19 protein-coding genes are annotated in these 23,761 nt (G+C 72.0%); 13 read left to right on the top strand and 6 right to left on the bottom strand.

Annotation, left to right across the window (positions count from 1 at the left end; translation table 11 throughout):
* Positions 1–24: 24 nt before the first annotated feature.
* The 7 genes from Q5694_RS24455 (at position 25) to Q5694_RS24485 (ending at position 10,489) form a co-directional block, all read left to right on the top strand.
* On the top strand, positions 25–1,521 hold the full coding sequence (locus tag Q5694_RS24455; RefSeq protein WP_333935444.1) for a ubiquitin-like domain-containing protein: 1,497 nt from the start codon (positions 25–27) through the stop codon (positions 1,519–1,521).
* 81 nt (positions 1,522–1,602) lie between these two features.
* Positions 1,603–2,490 carry a 16S rRNA (adenine(1518)-N(6)/adenine(1519)-N(6))-dimethyltransferase RsmA gene (rsmA, locus tag Q5694_RS24460; RefSeq protein ID WP_333935445.1) on the top strand — a complete coding sequence of 296 codons (888 nt, stop codon included), beginning with the start codon at positions 1,603–1,605 and terminating at the stop codon, positions 2,488–2,490.
* Positions 2,487–3,386, top strand: coding sequence for a 4-(cytidine 5'-diphospho)-2-C-methyl-D-erythritol kinase (locus tag Q5694_RS24465; RefSeq protein WP_333935446.1), 900 nt, complete (start codon positions 2,487–2,489; stop codon positions 3,384–3,386). The genes rsmA and Q5694_RS24465 overlap by 4 nt, the downstream gene beginning before the upstream one ends.
* 428 nt (positions 3,387–3,814) lie before the next feature.
* Complete coding sequence (locus Q5694_RS24470; RefSeq protein WP_333935447.1) at positions 3,815–5,623, top strand: ABC-F family ATP-binding cassette domain-containing protein; 1,809 nt, start codon at positions 3,815–3,817, stop codon at positions 5,621–5,623.
* Positions 5,624–5,813: 190 nt separating this feature from the next.
* Positions 5,814–7,619, top strand: a complete 1,806-nt coding sequence (locus Q5694_RS24475; protein WP_333935448.1) for an outer membrane protein assembly factor BamB family protein — start codon at positions 5,814–5,816, stop codon at positions 7,617–7,619.
* 67 nt (positions 7,620–7,686) lie between these two features.
* Positions 7,687–9,567: an outer membrane protein assembly factor BamB family protein gene (locus Q5694_RS24480; protein ID WP_333935449.1), complete on the top strand. Its 1,881-nt coding sequence runs from the start codon at positions 7,687–7,689 to the stop codon at positions 9,565–9,567.
* 238 nt (positions 9,568–9,805) lie between these two features.
* Positions 9,806–10,489 (top strand): helix-turn-helix transcriptional regulator, encoded by a 684-nt coding sequence (locus Q5694_RS24485; RefSeq protein ID WP_333935450.1) that lies wholly within the window; start codon positions 9,806–9,808, stop codon positions 10,487–10,489.
* 106 nt (positions 10,490–10,595) lie between these two features.
* Here Q5694_RS24485 and Q5694_RS24490 read toward each other — a convergent pair whose 3' ends face one another.
* Together Q5694_RS24490 and Q5694_RS24495 are read right to left on the bottom strand one after the other, a co-directional pair.
* Entirely contained in the window at positions 10,596–10,910 is a 315-nt protein-coding gene (locus Q5694_RS24490) for a hypothetical protein (protein WP_333935451.1), read from the bottom strand.
* Positions 10,911–10,942: 32 nt separating this feature from the next.
* On the bottom strand, positions 10,943–12,622 hold the full coding sequence (locus Q5694_RS24495; RefSeq protein ID WP_333935453.1) for a sodium:solute symporter family protein: 1,680 nt from the start codon (positions 12,620–12,622) through the stop codon (positions 10,943–10,945).
* Between the two features lie 179 nt (positions 12,623–12,801).
* Here Q5694_RS24495 and galT point away from each other — a divergent pair, with 179 nt between their 5' ends.
* Genes galT through galK form a run of 3 tightly spaced genes read left to right on the top strand, consistent with a single transcriptional unit; the run spans position 12,802 to position 16,015 of the window.
* Positions 12,802–13,863, top strand: a complete 1,062-nt coding sequence (gene galT, locus Q5694_RS24500) for a galactose-1-phosphate uridylyltransferase (RefSeq protein ID WP_333935454.1) — start codon at positions 12,802–12,804, stop codon at positions 13,861–13,863.
* Positions 13,860–14,825 (top strand): UDP-glucose 4-epimerase GalE, encoded by a 966-nt coding sequence (gene galE / locus Q5694_RS24505; RefSeq protein WP_333935455.1) that lies wholly within the window; start codon positions 13,860–13,862, stop codon positions 14,823–14,825. The genes galT and galE overlap by 4 nt, the downstream gene beginning before the upstream one ends.
* A 26-nt stretch (positions 14,826–14,851) precedes the next feature.
* Positions 14,852–16,015: a galactokinase gene (galK, locus tag Q5694_RS24510; protein ID WP_333935456.1), complete on the top strand. Its 1,164-nt coding sequence runs from the start codon at positions 14,852–14,854 to the stop codon at positions 16,013–16,015.
* 3 nt (positions 16,016–16,018) lie between these two features.
* On the opposite strand, the gene Q5694_RS24515 is transcribed toward galK, so the two are convergent.
* Complete coding sequence (locus tag Q5694_RS24515) at positions 16,019–16,477, bottom strand: GNAT family N-acetyltransferase (protein ID WP_333935458.1); 459 nt, start codon at positions 16,475–16,477, stop codon at positions 16,019–16,021.
* Between the two features lie 297 nt (positions 16,478–16,774).
* Here Q5694_RS24515 and Q5694_RS24520 point away from each other — a divergent pair, with 297 nt between their 5' ends.
* Complete coding sequence (locus Q5694_RS24520) at positions 16,775–17,542, top strand: response regulator transcription factor (protein ID WP_333935459.1); 768 nt, start codon at positions 16,775–16,777, stop codon at positions 17,540–17,542.
* Here the strand turns inward: Q5694_RS24520 and tamR are convergent.
* Positions 17,501–17,998 carry a MarR family transcriptional regulator TamR gene (tamR, locus tag Q5694_RS24525; RefSeq protein ID WP_333935461.1) on the bottom strand — a complete coding sequence of 166 codons (498 nt, stop codon included), beginning with the start codon at positions 17,996–17,998 and terminating at the stop codon, positions 17,501–17,503. The genes Q5694_RS24520 and tamR overlap by 42 nt on opposite strands.
* Positions 17,999–18,133: 135 nt before the next feature.
* Here tamR and Q5694_RS24530 point away from each other — a divergent pair, with 135 nt between their 5' ends.
* Positions 18,134–18,961 (top strand): trans-aconitate 2-methyltransferase, encoded by an 828-nt coding sequence (locus tag Q5694_RS24530; protein WP_333935463.1) that lies wholly within the window; start codon positions 18,134–18,136, stop codon positions 18,959–18,961.
* A 27-nt stretch (positions 18,962–18,988) separates the two neighbouring features.
* Here Q5694_RS24530 and Q5694_RS24535 read toward each other — a convergent pair whose 3' ends face one another.
* Both Q5694_RS24535 and Q5694_RS24540 read right to left on the bottom strand, forming a co-directional pair.
* Positions 18,989–19,666 (bottom strand): TetR/AcrR family transcriptional regulator, encoded by a 678-nt coding sequence (locus Q5694_RS24535; RefSeq protein WP_333935464.1) that lies wholly within the window; start codon positions 19,664–19,666, stop codon positions 18,989–18,991.
* A complete protein-coding gene (locus Q5694_RS24540; RefSeq protein ID WP_333935465.1) occupies positions 19,663–20,682 on the bottom strand; it encodes an acyl-CoA desaturase in 1,020 nt (339 codons plus the stop codon). Before Q5694_RS24540 ends, Q5694_RS24535 begins: the two co-directional genes overlap by 4 nt.
* A gap of 295 nt (positions 20,683–20,977) precedes the next feature.
* Here Q5694_RS24540 and ppc point away from each other — a divergent pair, with 295 nt between their 5' ends.
* The gene (ppc, locus tag Q5694_RS24545) at positions 20,978–23,707 is read left to right on the top strand and encodes a phosphoenolpyruvate carboxylase (RefSeq protein ID WP_333935466.1); all 2,730 of its coding nucleotides are present in this window, start codon (positions 20,978–20,980) and stop codon (positions 23,705–23,707) included.
* Positions 23,708–23,761: the final 54 nt, after the last annotated feature.

A 23,761-nucleotide genomic window follows, 5' to 3' on the forward strand; every position in this document is an offset into this window, starting at 1 on the left:
CCCCGGCCCCTGGAGCGTGTCGGCGTGAGCAGCCCGCAGTACGAGACGTACGAGACGTACGGCCCGGCCTACGCCGAGGCGGCGTACGGCGGCTTCGCCGTGCCGCCCGCCGATCTGCACAGCGCCGAGACCCTCGCGTACGGCACCCCCAACACCCACGCGGACACCTACCGGCCCGCCTACGCGGACACCTACCGGCCCGCCTACGCGGACACCTACCGGCCCGCCTACGAGGGGCCGACCCTGCCCGGCCTGCCCCGGCAGGGCGTGCCGGACGGCGACCCGGCGCCCGCGTACGCCGAGCGCGACGAGCCGGACGGGGAGGCGGGGATCCGAGCCGGATCGCGAGCCGGATCCCGGGCCGCCGCACGCACCGGCTCGCACCGCAGATCGCCGAGACGGCGCCGCACCCGCCTCGTCGAACGCCCCGACAGCTCCGTGCTGCGGCTGCTCCCGCAGGCCCTGGTCGTGGCCTTCCTGGCGGGTGGCACCACGGCCTTCGTCGCCGAGGACAAGGCGATCGAGCTGACGGTCGACGGCAAGGAGCGCACCCTGCACACCTTCGCCGACGACGTCACCGAACTGCTCGCCGAGGAGGGGGTGGAACTCGGCGCACACGACGTGGTGACCCCCGGGCGCGGCACCGGCATCGGCAACGGCGACGAGGTCTCCGTGCTCTACGCCCGCCCCCTCCGGCTCACCCTCGACGGCCACCGGCGAGAGGTGTGGACGACGGCCCGCACGGTCGCCGGGGCCCTGCGCCAGCTGGGCGTACGGCAGGAGGGCGCCTACGTGTCCACCCCGCGATCCCGGCCCATCGGGCGCGCGGGCCTCGCGCTGGACGTCCGCACCGAGCGCACCGTCACGATCATGGCCGACGGCCGCGCCCGCACCGTCCGCACCAACGCGGCGACCGTCCGGGAAGCCGTCGAGCAGGCCGGGATCACCCTGCGCGGCCAGGACACCACCTCGGTGGCGCAGACGAGTTTCCCGCGCGACGGGCAGACCGTCACCGTCCTGCGCATCACCGGGGGCAGGGAGGTCCGCGAGGAGGCCATCCCCTTCCAGGTGCGGCGCACGGACGATCCGACCCTGTTCCGGGGCACCGAGGTCGTCGAGAGCGCCGGCGAGCCGGGCCTGCGCCGGATCACCTACGCGGTGCGCACCGTCAACGGCGTCCGGCAGCAGCCGCGCCGGCTCAAGTCCGAGGTGATCCGTGTGCCGCGCCCCCAGGAGGTGAAGGTCGGCACCAAGCCCCGCCCCGAGTCGGTGCGGGGCGCCGACCACCTGAACTGGCAGGGCCTGGCCGCCTGCGAGTCCGGCGGCCGGCCCGACGCGGTCGACCCGTCGGGCACCTACGGCGGCCTCTACCAGTTCGACACCGACACCTGGCAGAAGCTCGGCGGCCGGGGCCGCCCCCAGGACGCGCCCGCGGCGGAGCAGACGTACCGGGCGAAGAAGCTGTACGTGCGCCGCGGAGCCAGCCCCTGGCCGCACTGCGGCGGCCGCCTGCACGGGTAGCGCGCGGACCGCCCGGCCGTGGGGAGCCGGGCGGGGCCCGCGCGGACGGCCGGGTGCGCGATCCCCCGTACCCTTGTCCCCGTGACCAGCCCCGCCCCCGACGCCCTGCTCGGCCCCGCCGACGTCCGAGAACTCGCGGCAGCCCTCGGCGTACGCCCCACCAAACAGCGCGGACAGAACTTCGTGATCGACGCGAACACCGTCCGGCGCATCGTCCGCACCGCGCAGGTCCGCCCCGACGACGTGGTCGTCGAGGTCGGCCCGGGGCTCGGCTCGCTCACCCTCGCGCTGCTGGAGGCCGCGGACCGGGTCACGGCCGTGGAGATCGACGACGTGCTCGCCGCCGCGCTGCCCGCCACCGTCACGGCCCGCATGCCCGAGCGCGCCGACCGGTTCGCCCTGGTCCACTCCGACGCCATGCACGTCACCGACCTGCCCGGGCCCGCGCCGACCGCGCTGGTCGCCAACCTGCCCTACAACGTCGCCGTCCCGGTGCTGCTGCACATGCTGGACACCTTCCCGACCATCGAGCGCACCCTCGTCATGGTCCAGGCGGAGGTCGCCGACCGGCTCGCCGCCGCCCCCGGCTCCAAGGTCTACGGCGTCCCCTCGGTCAAGGCGAACTGGTACGCCGAGGTCAAGCGCGCCGGCGCCATCGGCCGCAACGTCTTCTGGCCCGCGCCGAACGTGGACAGCGGCCTGGTCTCCCTGGTCCGCCGGACCGAGCCGCTGCAGACCACGGCGTCCAAGAGGGAGGTCTTCGCCGTGGTCGACGCGGCCTTCGCCCAGCGCCGCAAGACGCTGCGGGCCGCACTCGCCGGCTGGGCGGGCTCCGCGGCCGCCGCCGAGGAGGCCCTCGTCGCCGCGGGCGTCTCGCCGCAGGCGCGGGGCGAGTCCCTGACGGTGGAGGAGTTCGCGCGGATCGCCGAGCACCAGGCGGACCGGAACCAGCCAGGGGAGTCCGCGTGAGCGTCACGGTCCGCGTGCCCGCCAAGGTCAACGTCCAGCTGGCGGTCGGCGCCGCCCGCCCCGACGGCTTCCACGACCTGGCCAACGTCTTCCTCGCCGTGGGCCTCCACGACGAGATCACCGTCACCCCGGCCGAGGAGCTGCGCGTCACCTGCGACGGCCCCGACGCCGACCAGGTCCCCCTGGACCGCACGAACCTGGCGGCGCGCGCGGCGATCGCGCTGGCCGAGCGGTACGGGCGCAGCCCCGACGTCCACCTCCACATCGCCAAGGACATCCCCGTCGCCGGCGGCATGGCGGGCGGCAGCGCGGACGGCGCCGGCGCGCTGGTCGCCTGCGACGCCCTCTGGGGCACCGGCGCCTCCCGCGAGGAACTCCTCGGCATCTGCGCCGAGCTGGGCAGCGACGTGCCGTTCAGCCTGGTCGGCGGGGCCGCCCTCGGGGTCGGACGGGGCGAGCGGCTGACGCCCCTGGAGGTCGGCGGCTCCTTCCACTGGGTCTTCGCCATGGCGGAGCGCGGTCTGTCCACCCCGGCCGTCTTCCGGGAGTTCGACCGGCTGGGCGAGGGCACGGACATCCCCGAGCCGGTCGCCTCGCCGGAACTGCTCGCCGCCCTCGCCGGGGGCGACCCGGACGCGCTCGCCGCGGCCGTCTCCAACGACCTGCAGCCCGCCGCGCTGTCCCTCTTCCCGGAACTCGCCGGCACCCTGGCCACGGGCCGCGCCGCCGGCGCCCTGGCCGCCCTGGTGTCGGGCTCCGGCCCCACGACGGCCTTCCTGGTCCGTGACCCGGAGTCGGCGGCGGCGGTGGCGCAGACGCTGCTCGCCTCCGGAACCTGCCGGACGGTCCGGACGGCAGTCGGCCCGGCGCGGGGCGCCACGGTCGTCGGCCGTTGACCGCGTGCGCCGTCCGCCCGGCGGCGCACAGTCTCCCGGACGCGTTCGTCCTGGTCCGCGACCCGGACGAGCACGTGCGGCGGCGGGCCCGCTCGCGGCTCGCCTCCTCGCCCCGGGCGCTCAGCGGAGGTCCGCGACGTCCTGGACGCCGTCACCGACGACGCCTCCGGGCCGGTCCGTGCCCACGCCGTGTACGGCCTGGCCGAGCGCCACGGCCCGCGGTGCGTGGACGGCGACCGGCGGGCCGGCCCGTCGACCCGGACGGCCCCTGGCACGGCGACCGGATCCCGCGAGCGACGTGGCGTTCACCGCCGGCGGCGGAAGGAGGCCACCGGTGCCCCAGCCGCTCCCTCCTGAACACCCCGGCCGGAGCACCCCCGTGCCGGACTACCCTGGAGGGTCGATCCATCCCCCTTGGCAGGAGAGAAATGGCCGTCAACCTGGTCAATGTCGAGAACGTCAGCAAGGTGTACGGCACCCGTGCGCTGCTCGACGGCGTCTCCCTCGGCGTCTCCGAAGGGGACCGCATCGGTGTCGTCGGGCGCAACGGCGACGGCAAGACCACCCTCATCCGCATGCTCGCCAAGCAGGAGGACGCCGACACCGGACGCGTCACCCACTCGGGCGGACTGCGTCTGGGCGTGCTGACCCAGCACGACTCCCTCGACCCCGAGGCCACCGTCCGCCACGAGGTCATCGGCGACATGGCCGACCACGAGTGGGCCGGCGACGCCAAGGTCAGGGACGTGCTCACCGGCCTGTTCGGCGGGCTCGACCTGCCCGGCTTCCCCAAGGGCCTGGACACCGTCATCGGCCCGCTGTCCGGTGGCGAGCGCCGCCGCATCGCCCTCGCCAAACTCCTCATCGAGGAGCAGGACCTCCTCGTCCTGGACGAGCCCACCAACCACCTCGACGTCGAGGGCATCGCCTGGCTCGCCCGGCACCTGCAGACCCGGCGTTCCGCCCTGGTCTGCGTCACCCACGACCGCTGGTTCCTGGACCAGGTCTGCACCCGCATGTGGGACGTCCAGCGCGGCGCTGTCTACGAGTACGAGGGCGGCTACTCCGACTACGTCTTCGCCCGGGCGGAGCGCGAGCGCATCGCCGCCACCGAGGAGGTCAAGCGGCAGAACCTCGTCCGCAAGGAGCTGGCCTGGCTGCGCCGCGGTGCGCCCGCCCGCACGTCAAAGCCCCGCTTCCGCGTCGAGGCCGCCAACGAGCTGATCAAGGACGTCCCGCCGCCCCGCGACAGCAGCGAGCTGATGCGCTTCGCGTCCTCGCGGCTGGGCAAGACCGTGTTCGACCTGGAGGACATCACCGTCCAGGCCGGCCCCAAGGTCCTGCTCAAGCACGTCACCTGGCAGTTGGGGCCGGGTGACCGGATCGGCCTCGTCGGGGTCAACGGCGCCGGCAAGACGTCCCTGCTGCGGGCCATGGCCCAGGCGGCCCGGACCGAGGGGGAGGCCCAGCCCGCCGGCGGGCGCATCCGCGTCGGCAAGACCGTCAAGCTCGCCTACCTCTCCCAGGAGGTCGCCGAACTCGACCCGAACACGCGCGTGCTGGAGGCCGTGCAGCAGGTGCGCGAGCGCGTCGACCTCGGCAAGGGCCGGGAGATGACCGCCGGGCAGTTGTGCGAGACGTTCGGCTTCTCCAAGGAGAAGCAGTGGACGCCGGTCGGCGACCTGTCCGGCGGTGAGCGCCGCAGGCTCCAGCTGCTGCGCCTGCTCATGGACGAGCCCAACGTCCTCTTCCTCGACGAGCCCACCAACGACCTCGACATCGAGACGCTGACCCAGCTGGAGGACGTCCTCGACGGCTGGCCCGGCTCGATGGTCGTCATCTCCCACGACCGGTTCTTCGTCGAGCGCACCACCGACCGCGTCTTCGCGCTGCTCGGCGACGGTGCCCTGCGGATGCTGCCCCGGGGCATCGACGAGTACCTGGAGCGCCGCCGGCGCATGGAGGAGGCGGCGGCCGCCGCCACCCCCGCCCCCGCGCAGCAGTCCGCCACCCCGGAGCGGAGCTCCGCCGACCAGCGCGCCGCCAAGAAGGAACTGCAGAAGATCGAGCGGCAGCTCGACAAGGTCTCCGAGAAGGAGACCAAGCTCCACGCCCGAATCGCCGAAAACGCCACGGACTTCGCGAAGGTGGCCGAACTGGATGCGGAGTTGCGGGAGTTGGCCGGTCAGCGCGAGGAGCTGGAGATGCGCTGGCTGGAACTCGCCGACGACGCGTGAAGGGCGCGTGAAGGCGCGTAACGACGGCATCACGGGCCGGTCCTCCCTTGGGAACAGGGGGCGGGACGGCCCGTTCGCTTGTCGGAACGGGGTGATAGAAAGAGCCGTCTTAGAACTTTATGGAACGACTCTGAGCGCACCGGGTGCCTCAGGGCGTGGCGAAAAATCAGTGAAACGGGGGGAGCGACTGATGTCTCAGCCGCCCAGTCAGCCGCCGCAGGGTGGCTTCGGAGCACCGCAGGACCCGCCGCCGCAGGGCGGTGGCTTCGGGGCGCCGACCCCGCCACCACCCCAGGGCCCGCCCCAGACCCCGCCGCCCCCGCAGGGCCCGCCGCAGCCGGGCTACGGCTACCCCCAGCAGCCCCCGCAGCAGCCGGGCCCGTACGGGCAGCCGGGGCCGTACGCCCCCGGCCCCTACGGCCAGCCGCAGCAGCCCGGGCCGTACGGGCAGCCGGGACCCTACGGGCAGCCCCAGCAGCCGGGACCCTACGGGCAGCCCGGTTACGGCTACCCGCAGCAGCCCGGCTACCCCGGCGGACCCGGTACCCCGCCCCCGGGCGGCTCGCGCAGCCCCTTCAAGGGCAAGCCGGCAGTCGTCATCGGCGCGGCCGTCGCCGCACTGCTCGTCGTCGGCGGCACCGTGTGGGCGGTCACCGCGACGGGGGACGGCAAGGGCGACAAGAAGCCGGTCGCGCAGGGCAGCGACGACCCCAAGGGCGGCTCCTCCGCACCGGTCAACCCCGGTGACGGCGACGGTGACGGCGGCGAGGACCCGGACAACCTCAACGAGGGCCGCAAGGCCGGCGAGGCGCGGGTCCTCTGGTACAAGGAGGCCCCCGACGCGCCCGGTTCCGGCGCCGAGGCCCCCGGCATGTGGATCACGGACAAGACCGCCGTGAAGGCCGCCTACAAGCAGCTCCTCGCCTTCCACGTGAGCGACGGCAAGCCCGCCTGGGACCCCGTCACCTTCCCCCAGAAGATCTGCGCGACGACCCCGCAGAAGACGGCCGACGACAAGATCGTCGTGGCGTACATGAGCGGCAGCAGCGACCGCGCCAAGTGCAACCAGCTCCAGGAGATCGACCTCGACACGGGCGAGAAGGGCTGGACCCGGCAGGTCGCCGACGGCGCCCTGTTCGACTCCACCCTCTCCGTGGAGCTGACGGTCACCGGCAAGACGCTGATGGTGGGCCGCTCCCAGTCGGGCACGGCGTACGACGTCACCAGCGGCAAGAAGCTGTTCGACAAGAAGCGCTACGGCGACACCTGTTTCCCGGCCGCGTTCGCCGGCGGCGAGAAGCTCGTCGCCGTCTCCTCCTGCGGCGCGGGCAGCGACAACCAGCACGACGAGGTGCAGGAGCTGGACCCGCGGACCGGCAAGGTCCGCTGGACGCAGAAGTTCGACAAGGGCTGGCGGGTCGCCCGCGCCTACTCGGTGAGCCCGCTGGTGATCTACAGCACCAACGAGGACAAGAAGGCCTGGAACATCTCCACCTTCACCTCCGGCGGCAAGTTCCGCTCCCAGGTCGGCTTCGACGAGGACTTCGCCCCCGACTGCGGCTGGGCCATCCTCGCGCGGGACCTGCAGGGCTGCGAGGGCGTCGCCGCCGACGGCGACACGCTCTACCTGCCCACCAAGGCGACCACCGGCGCCAACGAGATCGTCGCGATCAACCTGGCGAACGGCAAGGAGAAGTGGCGGGTGAAGTCCCCCGCCGAGGAGTCGATGCTCCCGATGAAGGTCGAGGACGGAAAGCTCATCGCCTACGTGGAGCCCTCGTACAACGGGGGCGGTCGGGTCGTCGCCATCCCGACCGGCGGCGGCAGCCACAAGCCGGCCGAGCTGCTGCGGAACCCGCAGGGCGCCGCGGACATCGAGAAGGGCTTCTTCTCCAAGGACATCGACTGGGCCGACGGGCGCTTCTACCTCTCCACCACCCGGCTGAGCGGAAACGACGACTCCAAGGAGAAGTTGATGCTCGCCTACGGCAAGTGACCCTTCCCCCTCCCGGACCGCCCGTCCCTCCGTCGCCGTCCGTCCCCTTCCCCGAGGTACTCACGTCATGACCCAGCCGCCCCCTCCGCCGCCCCAGCAGCCCCCGCAGGGAGGCGGGTTCGGCCCGCCCCCGGACCAGCCGCCGCAGGACCAGCCCCCGCAGACCCCGCCACCCGCCGGCGGACCGAACCTGAACAAGGCCCCGGAACCGGGCTACGGCTATCCGCAGCAGGCCCCGCAGACGCCCCCCGCGGCCCCGCCGCAGCCCGGGTACGGCTACCCCCAGGGCGCACCCCAGCCGCCCCAGCCGCCGCAGACGGCGCCGGGCTACGGCTACCCCGGCCAGCAGCCAGGACCGTACGGGCAGCCCGGGTACGGACAGCCGCCGACGGTGCCCTACGGGCAGCCGGGTTACGGACAGCAGCCCGGGTACGGGCAGCCCGGCTACGGTTACCCGCAGGGGGCCGTGCCGCAGCAGCCGCAGGCCGGACGGCCGGGCGGCGGCGGGAAGTTCAACGCCCAGGTGGCCATCATCGTCGCCGCGGTCGTCGCGATCGCGCTGATCGTCGGGGGCGGCGTCTGGTACGCCAAGTCCGGCCAGGGCGGCGAGGGCAAGAAGGACGACACCGCCGGTTCCACCGGCGGCACCGGCGGCTCCGGCGACGGCAAGGGCGGCGCCTCCGGCGGCAAGGAGAAGGCCCCGGCCGACCCCACCGCCAAGGTCCTCTTCCAGGTCCCGGCGCCCGAGGTGAAGAACGACAGCACGGTCGTCGTCTCCGGCTCGTGGCTCACCGACAAGGCGTACGTCAAGAGCGGCATCGCCAAGATCGTCGGCTACGACCGCGACAAGGGCACCGAGCTGTGGACCGTTCCGCTGCCCGGCCCGGTCTGCCAGGCCAGCCGCCACGTCACCGCCGACAACAAGACGGCGATCCTCTACCAGCCCGCGATGCCCACCAAGGCCAAGCCCTCGCAGGGCTGCAGCCAGATCGCCCTGATCGACCTCGACGCGGGCAAGAAGCTGTGGACCAAGACGGTCGACACCGGCGGTGACCCGATCAGCTTCAACAACGTCACGCTCAGCGGCGGGACGGTCGCCGTCGGCAGCACCAGCGGCGGCGCCGCGTTCGACAGCTCCGGCAAGCTCCTGTGGAGCCCCAAGACGAGCGACTCCTGCTACGACGCCGGGTACGGCGGCGGCGAGAGGCTCGTCGCGGTGCGCAAGTGCGGCTCGTACGGGGCCCGGCAGTTGCACATCCAGACCATCGACCCGAAGTCCGGGAAGGTGATCTCCGAGTACAAGATGGCCGAGGACATCGAGTACGCGAGCGTCGTGTCGACCGACCCGCTCGTGGTGGCCGCCGACGTCGGCGACTCCGCGGGCGACGGCAGCGGCATCTCGGACTTCTTCTCCATCGACAACAAGACCGGCAAGCTGCGCACCCGCATCGCCGCGCCGGGCGAGCAGTTCGCGGCGCGTTGCGAGGGCATCACGCGCATCGAGTACTGCACCGGCATCGCCGTCGGCGCCGACCGGCTCTACCTGCCGACCGAGGAGCACGACGGCACCGGCAAGTACAGCCAGACCAACGAGATCGTCGCCTTCGACCTCGCCACCGGCAAGCAGACCGGCCAGCGGGCCGACGCCGGTGACGGCTACACGATCTCGCCGCTGCGCATGGACGGCGGCAACGTGATCGCCTACAAGCGCCCCCCGTACGACAAGGGCGGGCAGGTCGTCAGCATCGACGGCGGCAGTTTCCGGCAGACCAAGCTGCTGGAGAACCCGGCGACCGAGCAGGTGCGGGACGTGGAGACCCGGATGTCCCCGGACTACTCCGAGTACCTCTACGCCGACGGGCAGCTGTTCATGTCCCGGGTGTACGCGAGCAAGCGGTCCGCCTCGGGCGACGAGGAGTACCTCGCGGTCGGCTTCGGTACGAGCTGATCGCCTTCCGGTCGGTTCCTGACCGGCCGGCGGGCAGAGCGGTCCCGTCCCCGCCCGGGGGCGGGACCGCTCGCGTTTCGGCCGGTCAACCCCGTGTGCGAGGAATATCCGCGATCCGGGGCGATTCTCACCGGTAGGGGGAGCGCGACGTCGAACAAGCGTGTAGCTTCCGGGGGCATGAAGGCGGGGGAGCCGGGGGGCTTCCATCGGGGGACCGGGGTGACTGGGGGGTTGCTCGATGGGAGTGCGGCTCATGGTGGTCGACGACCACCGTCTGCTGGCCGAGGCGCTGGCCTCGGCGCTGAAGCTGCGGGGGCACCGGGTGCTGGCCGCCGCGGCGCCGGCCGCGGGGGCGGCGGAGCTGGTGATCACGCGTGCGCCGGAGGTGTGCCTGCTGGGCACGGCCGCACCGGCGGAGCCGGGGATCTTCGACCCGGTGGTGCGGATCAAGCGGGAGCGGCCGCAGGTCGCGGTGCTGGTGCTGGGGCCGGTGCCGAGCCCGCGCGGCATCGCGGCGGCCTTCGCCGCGGGTGCGTCGGGGTACGTCCGGCACGACGAGCGCATCGAGGGCGTCGAGCGGGCGATCATGAAGGCCCGGGCGGGGGAGGCGGCCGTGGCGCCGCAGCTCCTGCAGGGGGCGTTCGCCGAGCTGCTGAACCCTGCGGCCCAGCCGGACGACGAGGGGCAGCGGCTGCTGTCGATGCTCACGCCCCGGGAGGTCGAGGTCCTGGTCCGCGTCGCGGACGGCGAGGACACGCGCCTGATCGCGGCGGGCATGGGCATCGCCCCCTCCACGGCCCGCACGCACGTCCAGCGGGTCCTGATGAAACTGGGCGTCGGCTCCCGCCTGGAGGCAGCGGCCCTGGCGGCCCGAACGGGCCTCCTGGACCGAGCAGCCCCGCCACCGGGCCGGGAACCCTGAGAAGCACCCGTCCTCACGTGCCGGCTCTTCGGTCCCGAGCCGACGGCGAAGGCCTGCCGAAGCCGGTGAGTTCCGGCTTCGGCAGGCCCTGGGCGACCGGGATCCCTCAGTCCCTCGGCTCCTGGTCCGGCGTCACGTCCGGCGGCGGGGGAGCCACCGGCCGCAGTTTCAGCCACACCAGGAAGAACAGGCCGAGGGCCAGCATCCCCAGCCCGGTCCAGAGGTTGATGTTGACGCCCTCCGCCTTGTCGATGTCGGCGTCGGACGCCGTGAAGCCGGCGATCGTGACGATGACGCCGTAGAGCACGAACAGCCCGCCGATGATGCGGCGGATGTCGAACAGCCGGGCGGCCGTCGCCGATTTGCCCTGCAGCTCGGTGACTTCCCGCTGCACGTCCTTCTCGGAGTAGAACTCGGACATCTGTCGATCCTCCCTCTAAAACGCGGGAACGGTCAGAACGAGAACGGGATGTAGCAGGCCGCGGCCAGGATCACGGCGCCCCAGCCCAGCAGCGCCGGCTTGCGGTACCACGCCTCGTCCCCGGGCGCCGGCGGCTCCGACATGCCGGGCGAGGTCGTGCCGTAGACCAGACCCTGGAGTTCCGCGGCCGGCTTGGGCCTGGTGAACAGCGACACCGCCACCATCACGACCGCGCCCGCGACGAATCCCGCGATCGCCGAGACGAAGTTCGCGCCCTGGTCGGACGGGATGTCGATGACGTCCTGCTTGTAGAGCACGAAGTAGTTGACCATCGCGGCGGTGGTGCCCGCGAGGAGTCCCCAGAAGCCGGACTTCATGGACGCCCGCTTCCAGAACATGCCGATGATGAAGACCACGAACATCGGCACGTTGAAGAAGGAGAACAGCGTCTGCAGGTAGCTCATGATGTTGGAGAAGGACGACGCCAGGAACGCCGTGCCGATGGAGGCCAGGACACCGATCGCGGTGATGAGCCGGCCGAAGCGGACGTAGTACCCGTCCTCGCGGTCCTTCACGACGTACTTGGCCCAGATGTCGGTCGTGAACACCGTGTTGAACGACGACACGTTGGCCGCCATGCCCGCCATGAACGCCGCCAGCAGACCCGTCACGGCGATGCCCAGCACGCCGTTGGGCAGGAGCTGTTCCATCAGGTAGGGGATCGCGTCATTGTACTGCAGGTCCGAGCCGGCCGTGCCGATCTTCGGCACCAGGACCGCGGCGACCAGGCCGGGGATCATCACGAGGAACACGATGAAGATCTTCGGGAACGCGGCGATCAGCGGTGTGCGCTGGGCCGCCGAGAGGTTCTTCGCGGACAGGGCGCGCTGCACCTCGGCGAAGTTCGTCGTCCAGTAGCCGAAGGACAGCACGAAGCCGAGCCCGAGGACGATGGTCAGCCAGTTGGCGCCCAGCGGGTTGTCGCTGCCGATGCCGGTGCCGCCCCAGGACGTCATGAAGTCGGCGCCGCGGGACTCGGTGAGGGAGTCCGACAGCCCGTCCCAGCCGCCGACGCTCTTCAGCCCGAGCACGGTGATCGGGATGAGCGCGGCCAGGATGACGAAGAACTGCAGCACCTCGTTGTAGATCGCCGAGGACAGACCGCCGAGCGTGATGTACGCCAGCACGAAGAACCCGGCGACCACGATCGCCACCCACTCCGGCCAGCCCAGCAGCGCCTCGACGACGATGGCCAGGGCGTACAGGTTGACGCCGGCGATGAGGATGGCGGCGAAGGCGAACAGGACCGCGCTGAGCAGGTGCGCCGCCTTGTCGAAGCGCAGCAGCAGGAACTCGGGGACCGAGCGGACCTTGGAGCCGTAGTAGAAGGGCATCATCACCAGGCCCAGGAAGACCATGGCCGGGATGGCGCCGATCCAGTACCAGTGCGTCGTGTAGACGCCGTACTGGGCGCTGTTGGCGGCCATGCCGAGGATCTCGGTGGCGCCCAGGTTGGCCGCGATGAACGCCAGGCCGGTGACCCAGGCCGGCAGGGAGCGGCCCGACAGGAAGAAGTCCAGGCTGGTCTTCACCGACCGGCGGGCGGCGAAGCCGATGCCGAGGACGACGACGAAGTAGATGCCGAGGATCGTGTAGTCGAGCCAGTTGGTGGGGAGCCGCAGCTCGGCCGACAGATACAGGGGGGGATGCATGAGCCCTCGCTTCGTTGCGCGAACCGATACCTGGCGGAATCTACTTCTCCGCGTTCAGTCATTGAACACGTCCGGTGGTGCACTTTGTTTGATTGTGATGTTGACCCGCTGTGGTGAGTTGTGTTTCAATATGTTGGGTTATGTTTGAAGGATGAGTGAGCAGGATGAGGGAGTCCGGCGTGAAGAAGACCTCGACCCGGCTGGCCGACGGCCGCGAGCTCATCTACTACGACCTGCGTGACGACACCGTCCGGGACGCGGCCGACCGCCGCCCCCTGGGCCGCACGGTCACCACGTCCGAGATCCGCCGCGACCCCCTGCTCGGCGATGCGGTCGCCATCGCCTCGCACCGCCAGGGCCGCACCTACCACCCGCCGGCCGACGAGTGCCCCCTGTGCCCCTCGGAGGGCGACCGGCTCAGCGAGATCCCCGACTCCTCCTACGACGTCGTCGTCTTCGAGAACCGCTTCCCCTCCCTCGCCGGCGACTCGGGCCGCTGCGAGGTCGTCTGCTTCACCTCCGACCACAACGCCTCCTTCGCCGACCTCGACGAGGAGCAGGCGCGCCTGGTGCTGGAGGCGTGGACCGACCGCACGTCGGAGCTGTCCCACCTGCCCGCCGTCGAGCAGGTGTTCTGCTTCGAGAACCGGGGCGCCGAGATCGGGGTGACGCTCCAGCACCCGCACGGGCAGATCTACGCCTACCCCTTCACCACCCCGCGCACCGCCCTGATGCTCCGTTCGGCCGCGGCCCACAAGGAGATGACGGGCGGGGAGAACCTCTTCGACGCCGTCGTGCGGCGCGAACTCGCCGGTGAGCGGGTCGTCCTGGAGGGCGAGCACTGGGTGGCCTTCGTGCCGTACGCGGCGCACTGGCCCTACGAGGTCCACCTCTACCCCAAGCGGCGGGTGCCCGACCTGCTCGCCCTGGACGAGGCCGCCCGCACAGAATTCCCCAAGGTCTACCTGGAACTGTTGAGGCGCTTCGACCGGATCTTCGGCGAGGGCGAGCCGCCGACGCCGTACATCGCGGCCTGGCACCAGGCACCGTTCGGCGCGCTGGAGGAGTTCGACGGCGTGGTGCGCGAGGACTTCGCACTGCACCTCGAGCTTTTCACCATCCGCCGCACTTCCGGCAAGCTGAAGTTTCTCGCGGGTTCCGAGTCCGGCATGAACGTGTTCATCAACGACGTGCCGCCGGAGCGCGCGGCCGAGCGACTGCGAGAGGTAGCGAGTTCATGAGCGGGAAGTACCTGGTGACGGGCGGCGCGGGATACGTCGGCAGCGTGGTCGCGCAGCACCTGCTGGAGGCCGGTCACGAGGTCGTCGTCCTCGACGACCTCTCCACCGGCTTCCGCGAAGGCGTCCCGGCCGGGGCCGCCTTCGTCGAGGGCGACATCCGCGACGCCGCCAAATGGCTGGACTCCTCCTTCGACGGCGTGCTGCACTTCGCCGCCTCCTCCCAGGTCGGCGAATCGGTCGTCAAGCCCGAGAAGTACTGGGACAACAACGTGGGCGGCACCATGGCCCTGCTCGACGCGATGCGCGAGGCCGGCGTGCGCACGCTGGTCTTCTCCTCCACGGCCGCCACCTACGGCGAACCGGAGCAGGTCCCGATCGTCGAGACCGCCCCCACCCGGCCGACCAACCCCTACGGCGCCTCCAAGCTCGCGGTCGACCACATGATCACCGGCGAGGCGGCGGCACACGGCCTGGGCGCCGTCTCCCTGCGCTACTTCAACGTGGCGGGCGCCTACGGGCAGTACGGCGAACGCCACGACCCCGAGTCCCATCTCATCCCGCTGGTGCTGCAGGTGGCGCAGGGCCGGCGCGAGGCGATCTCCGTCTTCGGCGAGGACTACCCGACGCCGGACGGCACCTGCGTGCGCGACTACATCCACGTCGCCGACCTGGCCGAGGCCCACCTGCTGGCCCTGAAGGCCGCCACCCCGGGCGAGCACCTGATCTGCAACCTGGGCAACGGCAACGGCTTCTCCGTCCGCGAGGTCATCGACACCGTCCGCCGGGTCACCGGCCACCCGATCCCCGAGATCGTCGCCCCGCGCCGGGGCGGCGACCCGGCGGTCCTGGTGGCGTCCGCCGCCACGGCCCGCGAGAAGCTGGGCTGGAACCCGTCCCGCGCGGATCTCGCGGGCATCGTCGCCGACGCGTGGGACTTCGCGCAGCGGCACGCCGAGCAGTAGCTACGAAAGAGTCAGGGGAGCAGGGCATGAGCGAGGCTGTTGCCGAGACGGTCGCCGAACGGTTCACCGAGCTGTACGGCACCGCGCCGCAGGGGGTCTGGGCGGCGCCGGGCCGCGTGAACCTCATCGGGGAGCACACCGACTACAACGACGGCTTCGTCATGCCGTTCGCCCTGCCGCACACGGCGGTCGCGGCCGTCTCGCCCCGCGACGACGCCGTGCTGCGCCTGCACTCCGCCGACGTCGACTCCGGCGTCGTCGAACTGCGCCTGGACGACCTCGCCCCCGGGTCCGACAAGAACTGGACGGCGTACCCGGCGGGCGTGGTCTGGGCCCTGCGCGAGGCAGGCCACGCGGTCACCGGCGCGGACGTCCACCTGGCCTCCACGGTCCCCTCGGGCGCTGGCCTGTCGTCCTCGGCGGCCCTGGAGGTCGTCATCGCGCTCGCCCTGAACGACCTGTTCGCGCTGGGCCTGCGCGGCTGGCAACTGGCCCGCCTGTGCCAGCGCGCGGAGAACGTCTACGTGGGCGCGCCCGTCGGCATCATGGACCAGACGGCGTCGGCCTGCTGCGAGGAGGGCCACGCCCTCTTCCTCGACACCCGGGACCTCTCCCAGCGGCAGATCCCCTTCGACCTGGCGGCCGGGGGCATGCGCCTGCTGGTCGTCGACACGCAGGTCAAGCACTCCCACAGCGAGGGCGAGTACGGCAAGCGCCGCGCGGGCTGCGAGAAGGGCGCGGCCCTGCTGGGCGTCGACGCCCTGCGCGACATCGCCTACGACGACCTGGACGCGGCCCTGAGGCGCCTCGGCGACGAGGAGGAGGTCCGCCGCCTGGTCCGGCACGTGGTCACCGAGGACCGGCGGGTGGAGCGCGTGGTCTCCCTCCTCGAATCGGGCGAGACCCGAGGCATCGGCCCCGTCCTGGTCGAGGGCCACGCCTCCCTGCGCGACGACTTCCGCATCTCCTGCCCCGAGCTGGACCTGGTCGTCGAGGCGTCCCTGTCGGCCGGCGCCCTGGGCGCCCGCATGACCGGCGGCGGCTTCGGCGGCTCGGCGATCGTCCTGGCCGAGGAGGCGGACGTCGACGCGATCACGAAGGCGGTGACGGAGGCCTTCGCCGCGGCGGGCTTCACCGCGCCCCGGGTCTTCGAGGCGGTGCCGTCGGCGGGCGCCCGCCGGCTGGCCTGAGCCTCACCCGAGCGTTTTCGTCAGCAAGTACTCCGTGATGCCCGGCGGATAGTCCGGCACGGTGCACGCCACCCGGTACCCCTGCTTCACGTAGAAGCGGGGGGCCTGGAAGTCCCAGGTCTCCAGGCGGGAGAAGCGGCAGGAGCGCTGCGTGCGCGCGACGTCCTCCGCTCGTGCGAGCAGGCGGCTGCCCAGTCCCGCGCCGCGGTGGCGGTCGTCGACCCACAGGTGCGTCACGTGCAGCCAGGTCGCCCAGGTGTAGCCGACGAGCCCGCCGGCGAGGGTGCCGTCCGTCTCGTTCACAGCCCACACATGCAAGGGGACGTCCCGCTCGCCGGGCGTGCCGCGCAGCGAGCGCAGGATCGCGGAGGCGGCCGTGTTGGAGTCCCGCAACCGGGTGCGGAGCAGATCACGTCGGTCCTTGTCGACTTCTGTCTCAAGACGGAACATGCGGCACACCATAAACGCGTCGGACAGTCAGTTCTGCAAATAACCTTCCGCTCCGGGCACCCGTCCGTACTCTGATGAACAGCACCGGTGGGGGCCGGTGCCGCTCAGGGGGCGAGACAGCCGGGTACGACGCCCGGGGTGGGGGTGCCGGTTCCGCACGGCGGCGGCCGTGCGGCTGCGGCGCCCCGGTGGGGCTGCGGACAGGGACGGACGCGGCCGGTCACCGCACTCCGGCGTCGTGCCCGCGCGGTGCCGTCTTCCGACGATGGGGATCCCCTGCTCCTCGGGAGCAACGGGGAAGGGGGTTACGTGGTTCGCATCCGAGTCCTGGTCGTCGACGACCACCGCATCTTCGCCGAGTCGCTCGCCGCGGCCCTGGCCGCCGAGCCGGATGTCGAGGTGTCCGCGGCCGGCAGCGGCCCGGCCGCCCTGCGCAGCCTGGAGCGGGCGGTCGCCGAGGGGCGCCGCTACGACGTGCTGCTCGTCGACGCCGACCTGGGCGGCAGGGTCCCGGGCGCCCGCCCGGCCGTACCCGTGCAGGAGGGCGACGAGGACGGGCTGGTCGACGGGATCTCCCTGGTCACCGGGGTGCGCAACGCGCAGCCGAACGTACGGATCGTCGTGCTCGCCGAGAAGGACGACCCGCGGCGGGCCGCGCTCGCCCTGCAGGCCGGGGCCTGCGGCTGGGTGGCCAAGGACTGCTCGCTGTCCCGGCTGCTCACCGTCGTCCGCGGGGTGCTGCGCGACGAGACGCACCTGCCGCCCGCGCTGCTGACCGGAGTGCTGCGCGAACTCACCGCCGCCCGCAAGCACCGCACCGAGAGCGAGCGCCTGGTGGAGTCGCTCACGCCGCGTGAGCGCGAGGTGCTGCGGTGCATGGTGGCGGGGCTGGGGCGCAAGGCCGTCGCCGAGCGCCTGTACCTGTCGCCGCACACCGTGCGCACCCACATGCAGAACGTGCTGGGCAAGCTCGGCGTGCACTCCACCCTCGCCGCCGTCGCCCTGGCCCGGCGGGCCGGTGTCGGACCGGTCGACCTAGCCGGGGATGTTGTCGAACGGGGCGGTCAACTGGCGTAGCAACCCGGCCAGTTCCCCGCGCTGGCTGCGGGACAGCTCCGCGAGGATCGCCCGCTCCTGGTCCAGCAGCCCGGACAGGGCCTGGTCCGCGCGGTCCCGTCCCTCGTCCGTCAGCCGCACGAGCACGCCCCGGCGGTCGCTGGGGTCCGGCAGGCGCTCCACCAGGCCCTTCTTCGCCAGCCGGTCGATGCGGTTGGTCATCGTGCCCGAGGTGACCAGGGTCTGGGTGAGGAGCTGCCCCGGCGAGAGCTGGTACGGCGTGCCCGCCCGGCGCAGCGCCGTCAGCACGTCGAACTCCCACGGCTCCAGGTTGTGTTCCGAGAAGGCCAGGCGCCGGGCCCGGTCCAGGTGCCGGGCCAGCCTGCTCACGCGGCTGAGCACCTCGAGCGGTTCCACGTCGAGGTCCGGGCGCTCCCGGCGCCACGCTGCGACCAGCCGATCGACCTCGTCCTCCATGACGATCAGTGTAGTGGTTGTGTCGACGTAGAGTCTCTTGACGTCGATCTTCTTGACATCAAGATACTGTGGGGATCACGCTGGGTGCACACCCCACGGAAGCACCAGGACACCGCCCGGACGCCAGGAGGACCCATGCCCGCCGCCACCCCCGCCTGGGACCCGGCCCAGTACCTGCGCCACGCCGGGCACCGCGCCCGCCCCTTCGCCGACCTCCTCGCCCGCGTCCCCGAGCTGCCCGCGCAGCCACCGGACCGCCCCCGCATCGCCGACCTCGGCTGCGGCCCGGGCAACGTCACGGCCCTGCTCGCCGCCCGCTGGCCCACCGCCCGGATCACCGGCTACGACAACTCCACCGAGATGCTCGACCAGGCCCACGTGGACCACGAGGGGCCCACCGCGGGCGGCGGACGGCTGGACTTCGCCCCCGCCGACGCCCGCACCTGGACACCCGGCGCACCGCACGACCTGATCATCAGCAACGCCACCCTGCAATGGGTGCCCGGCCACGCCGAGCGGTTCGCCGACTGGACGGCCGCCCTGAAACCGGGCGGCACCCTCGCCTTCCAGGTGCCGGGCAACTTCGACGCCCCCAGCCACCGCCTCATGCGCGACCTCGCCGCGTCACCCCGCTGGCGCGACCGGCTCGACGGCGTCCTGCGCCACGCCGACGCCGTGCTCACCCCCGCGGCCTACCACGAGCGGCTGACCTCGCTCGGCTGCGCGGCCGACGTGTGGGAGACGACGTACCTCCACCTGCTGCACGGCGAGGACCCGGTGCTCGACTGGGTCAAGGGGACCGGGCTGCGGCCCGTGCTCACCGCTCTCGGCGACGATCCCGGGGCGTGCGGGGCGTTCGTCGCCGAGTACCGCGCGGCCCTGCGCGAGGCCTACCCGCCCGGCCCGCACGGCACCCCGTTCCCCTTCCGCCGCGTCTTCGCCGTGGCCCGCAGGGAGAGCTGAGGCCGGGGACGTTTCCGCCGGCGCCGGTCAGGCCTTGCGGCGCCCTATCAGGTGGGGCTTGGCCTCCAGGCCGTCCAGGCCGTGCCACGCCAGGTTCACCAGGTGCGCGGCCACCTCGGCCTTCTTCGGCTTGCGCACGTCCAGCCACCACTGACCCGTCAGCGCGACCATGCCGACCAGGGCCTGGGCGTACAGGGGGGCCAGCTTCGGATCGAAGCCGCGGCTCTTGAACTCGCGGCCCAGGATGTCCTCGACCTGCGTGGCGATGTCCGAGATCAGCGACGCGAAGGACCCCGTCGACTGGGGGATGGGCGAGTCACGGACCAGGATGCGGAACCCGTCCGTGTACTCCTCGATGTAGTCCAGCAGCGCGAACGCCGCCTGTTCGCACAGTTCGCGCGGGTGACCGGCGGTCAGCGAACCGGTCACCATGTCGAGCAGGCACCGCATCTCGCGGTCCACGACCACCGCGTACAGGCCCTCCTTGCCGCCGAAGTGCTCGTAGACCACCGGCTTGGAGACCCCGGCCTTGGCCGCGATCTCCTCCACCGACGTGCCCTCGAAACCCTTCGCGGCGAAGAGCGTGCGACCGATCTCCAGCAGCTGCTGACGGCGCTCGGCACCGGTCATACGGGTGCGACGCACTCGCCGCGGCTTGTCATTGCTCGGATTGCTGCTCGAGTCGGTCGCCACAGCGACCATCATGCCGCCTCGACGGGCTCCTTCCCGCGCCGGGAGCCGCCTTCCCCGCCGTCACGGCGCGAATCGATACGCGAGCGTGACGGCCAGCGCACGTCGTACGCCCAGCCCGCCAGCTCGAACCAGCGGATCAGCCGGGCGGAGGAGTCCACCTGCCCGCGCATCACACCGTGCCGCGCGGACGTGGGGTCCGCGTGGTGCAGGTTGTGCCAGGACTCGCCGCACGACAGGATCGCCAGCCACCACACGTTGCCCGACCGGTCACGCGACTTGAACGGGCGCTTGCCCACCGCGTGGCAGATCGAGTTGATCGACCAGGTCACGTGGTGCAGCAGGGCCACCCGCACGAGCGAACCCCAGAAGAACGCGGTGAACGCGCCCCACCAGGACATCGTCACCAGACCGCCGATCAGCGCCGGCAGACCCAGCGACACCACCGTCCAGAGCACGAACTGGCGCGAGATCGTCCGGAGCGTCTTGTCCTTGATCAGGTCCGGGGCGTACTTCTCCTGCGGCGTCTGCTCCTCGTCGAACATCCAGCCGATGTGCGCCCACCACAGGCCCTTCATCAGGGCCGGCAGCGTCTCGCCGAACCGCCACGGCGAATGCGGGTCGCCCTCCGCGTCGGAGAACTTGTGGTGCTTGCGGTGGTCGGCCACCCAGCGCACCAGCGGCCCCTCGACCGCCATGGACCCGGCGATCGCCAGGGCGATCTTCAGCGGCCGCTTGGCCTTGAAGGAGCCGTGCGTGAAGTGGCGGTGGAACCCGATCGTGATGCCGTGGCACCCCAGGAAGTAGAAGAAGACCAGCAGACCGAGGTCCAGCCAGCTCACTCCCCAGCCCCACGCCAGCGGCACGGCCGCCAGCAGGGCGACGAACGGGACGATGATGAAGAGGAGCAGGGCGAGCTGCTCGATGGACCGCTTCTTCTCGCCACCCAGCGTGGCGGAGGCTGCTGCGGTGTCGCTGGCCTGACCGGGCGCCTTCGCGGCGTCCTCGATCACGTCGGAACTACTGGTCATACGCGTCCCCTGGGGGGTATGTGGATGGAGAAGGTGTGGCCGGGCCACGGCAATCCGTGCGGTGCTCCCTACGGTTCCGTAACCTACGGCATCGTAAGTATGGCAGTGCGTCGCTCCGCGGCAAGAGCCCGACGGCCTGCGCGTCCCGGCCGACACCTATCCTTGAGTCGGTCGGACAGCGCGGTCCGCTCTGATTTCTTCCCGGACGTCCCGCCCCGCAAGCGGCGCCCGCCGCGCGAGACGCCGTCCGGGTTCCCCTCCCAGACGAGCTTCAACACTGCAAGGAGCCGCACCTGTGAGCAGTGCCGACGACCAGACCACGACGAGCAGTGAGCTGCGTGCCGACATCCGCCGCCTGGGCGACCTCCTCGGGGAGACCCTCGTCCGGCAGGAGGGCCCCGAGCTGCTGGACCTCGTCGAGAAGGTCCGCCGACTGACCCGCGAGGACGGCGAGGCCGCCGCCGAGCTGCTGCGCGGCACCGAACTCGACACCGCGGCCAAGCTGGTCCGCGCCTTCTCCACCTACTTCCACCTGGCCAACGTCACCGAGCAGGTCCACCGCGGCCGTGAACTGCGCGCCCGCCGCGCCGCCGAGGGCGGACTCCTCGCCCGCACCGCCGACCGCCTCAAGGACGCCGACCCCGAGCACCTGCGCGAGACGGTCCGCAACCTCAACGTCCGGCCCGTCTTCACCGCCCACCCCACCGAGGCCGCACGCCGGTCCGTCCTCAACAAGCTCCGGCGCATCGCCGCGCTCCTGGAGACCCCGGTCATCGAGTCCGACCGCCGCCGCCTCGACACCCGGCTGGCCGAGAACATCGACCTCGTCTGGCAGACCGACGAACTGCGCGTCGTGCGCCCCGAGCCCGCCGACGAGGCCCGCAACGCCATCTACTACCTCGACGAGCTGCACGCCGGCGCCGTCGGCGACGTCCTGGAGGACCTCACCGCCGAACTGGAGCGCGCCGGCGTCAAGCTCCCCGACGACACCCGCCCCCTCACCTTCGGCACCTGGATCGGCGGCGACCGCGACGGCAACCCCAACGTCACCCCCCAGGTGACCTGGGACGTCCTCATCCTCCAGCACGAGCACGGCATCAACGACGCCCTGGACACCATCGACGAGCTCCGCGGCTTCCTGTCCAACTCCATCCGCTACGCCGGCGCCACCGAGGACCTGCTCACCTCCCTCCAGGCCGACCTCGACAACCTTCCCGAGATCAGCCCCCGCTACAAGCGCCTCAACGCCGAGGAGCCCTACCGGCTCAAGGCCACCTGCATCCGGCAGAAGCTGGAGAACACCAAGAAGCGCCTCGCCGAGGGCACCCCCCACGTCGCCGGACGCGACTACCTCGGCACCGGCGAACTCCTCGCCGACCTGCGGATCATCCAGGACTCCCTGCGCGCACACCGCGGCGGTCTCTTCGCCGACGGCCGCCTCGCCCGCACCATCCGCACCCTCGCCGCCTTCGGCCTCCAGCTCGCCACCATGGACGTCCGCGAACACGCCGACGCCCACCACCACGCCCTCGGCCAGCTCTTCGACCGGCTCGGCGAGGAATCCTGGCGCTACGCCGACATGCCCCGCGACTACCGCGCCAAGCTCCTCGCCAAGGAACTGCGCTCCCGCCGGCCCCTCGCCCCCACCCCGGCACCCGTCGACGCGGCAGGCGAGAAGACCCTCGGCGTCTTCCGGACCGTGCGCAAGGCCCTGGAGGTCTTCGGACCCGAGGTCATCGAGTCCTACATCATCTCCATGTGCCAGGGCGCCGACGACGTCTTCGCCGCCGCCGTCCTCGCCCGCGAGGCCGGCCTCATCGACCTCCACGCAGGCTGGGCCAAGATCGGCATCGTCCCGCTGCTGGAGACCACCGACGAGCTGAAGGCCGCCGACACCATCCTCGAGGACATGCTCTCCGACCCGTCCTACCGGCGCCTCGTCGCGCTCAGGGGCGACGTCCAGGAGGTCATGCTCGGCTACTCCGACTCCTCCAAGTTCGGCGGCATCACCACCAGCCAGTGGGAGATCCACCGCGCCCAGCGCCGCCTGCGCGACGTCGCCCACCGCTACGGCGTCCGCCTGCGCCTCTTCCACGGCCGCGGCGGCACCGTCGGCCGCGGCGGCGGTCCCACCCACGACGCCATCCTCGCCCAGCCCTGGGGCACCCTCGAAGGCGAGATCAAGGTCACCGAACAGGGCGAGGTCATCTCCGACAAGTACCTCATCCCCTCCCTGGCCCGGGAGAACCTGGAACTGACGGTCGCGGCCACCCTCCAGGCCTCCGCCCTGCACACCGCGCCCCGCCAGTCCACCGAGGCCCTCGCCCGCTGGGACGCCGCGATGGACGTCGTCTCCGACGCCGCCCACGCCGCCTACCGCCGCCTCGTCGAGGACCCCGACCTGCCGACGTACTTCCTCGCCTCGACACCGGTGGACCAGCTCGCCGACCTGCACCTGGGCTCCCGGCCCTCCCGCCGCCCCGGCTCCGGCGTCTCGCTCGACGGCCTGCGCGCCATCCCCTGGGTGTTCGGCTGGACCCAGTCCCGGCAGATCGTCCCCGGCTGGTTCGGCGTCGGCTCCGGACTCAAGGCCCTGCGCGAAGCCGGCCTCGACACCGTCCTGGACGAGATGCACCAGCAGTGGCACTTCTTCCGCAACTTCATCTCCAACGTCGAGATGACCCTGGCCAAGACCGACCTGCGCATCGCCCAGCACTACGTCGACACCCTCGTCCCCGACGAGCTCAAGCACGTCTTCGACACCATCAAGGCCGAACACGAACTGACCGTCGCCGAGGTCCTCCGCGTCACCGGCGAGAACGAACTGCTCGACGCCGCGCCCGTGCTGAAGCAGACCTTCACCATCCGCGACGCCTACCTGGACCCCATCTCCTACCTCCAGGTCGCCCTGCTCAAGCGGCAGCGCGACGCGGTCGCCGCCGGCGAACAGCCCGACCCGCTGCTCGCCCGCGCCCTGCTCCTCACCGTCAACGGCGTGGCAGCGGGCCTGCGCAACACCGGCTGACCCGCACCCGCACACGACCGTGCCCCCGGACCCGCAAGGGCCCGGGGGCACGCC

Source organism: Streptomyces sp. AHA2, assembly GCF_036857595.1.
Classification (GTDB): Bacteria; Actinomycetota; Actinomycetes; order Streptomycetales; family Streptomycetaceae; genus Streptomyces.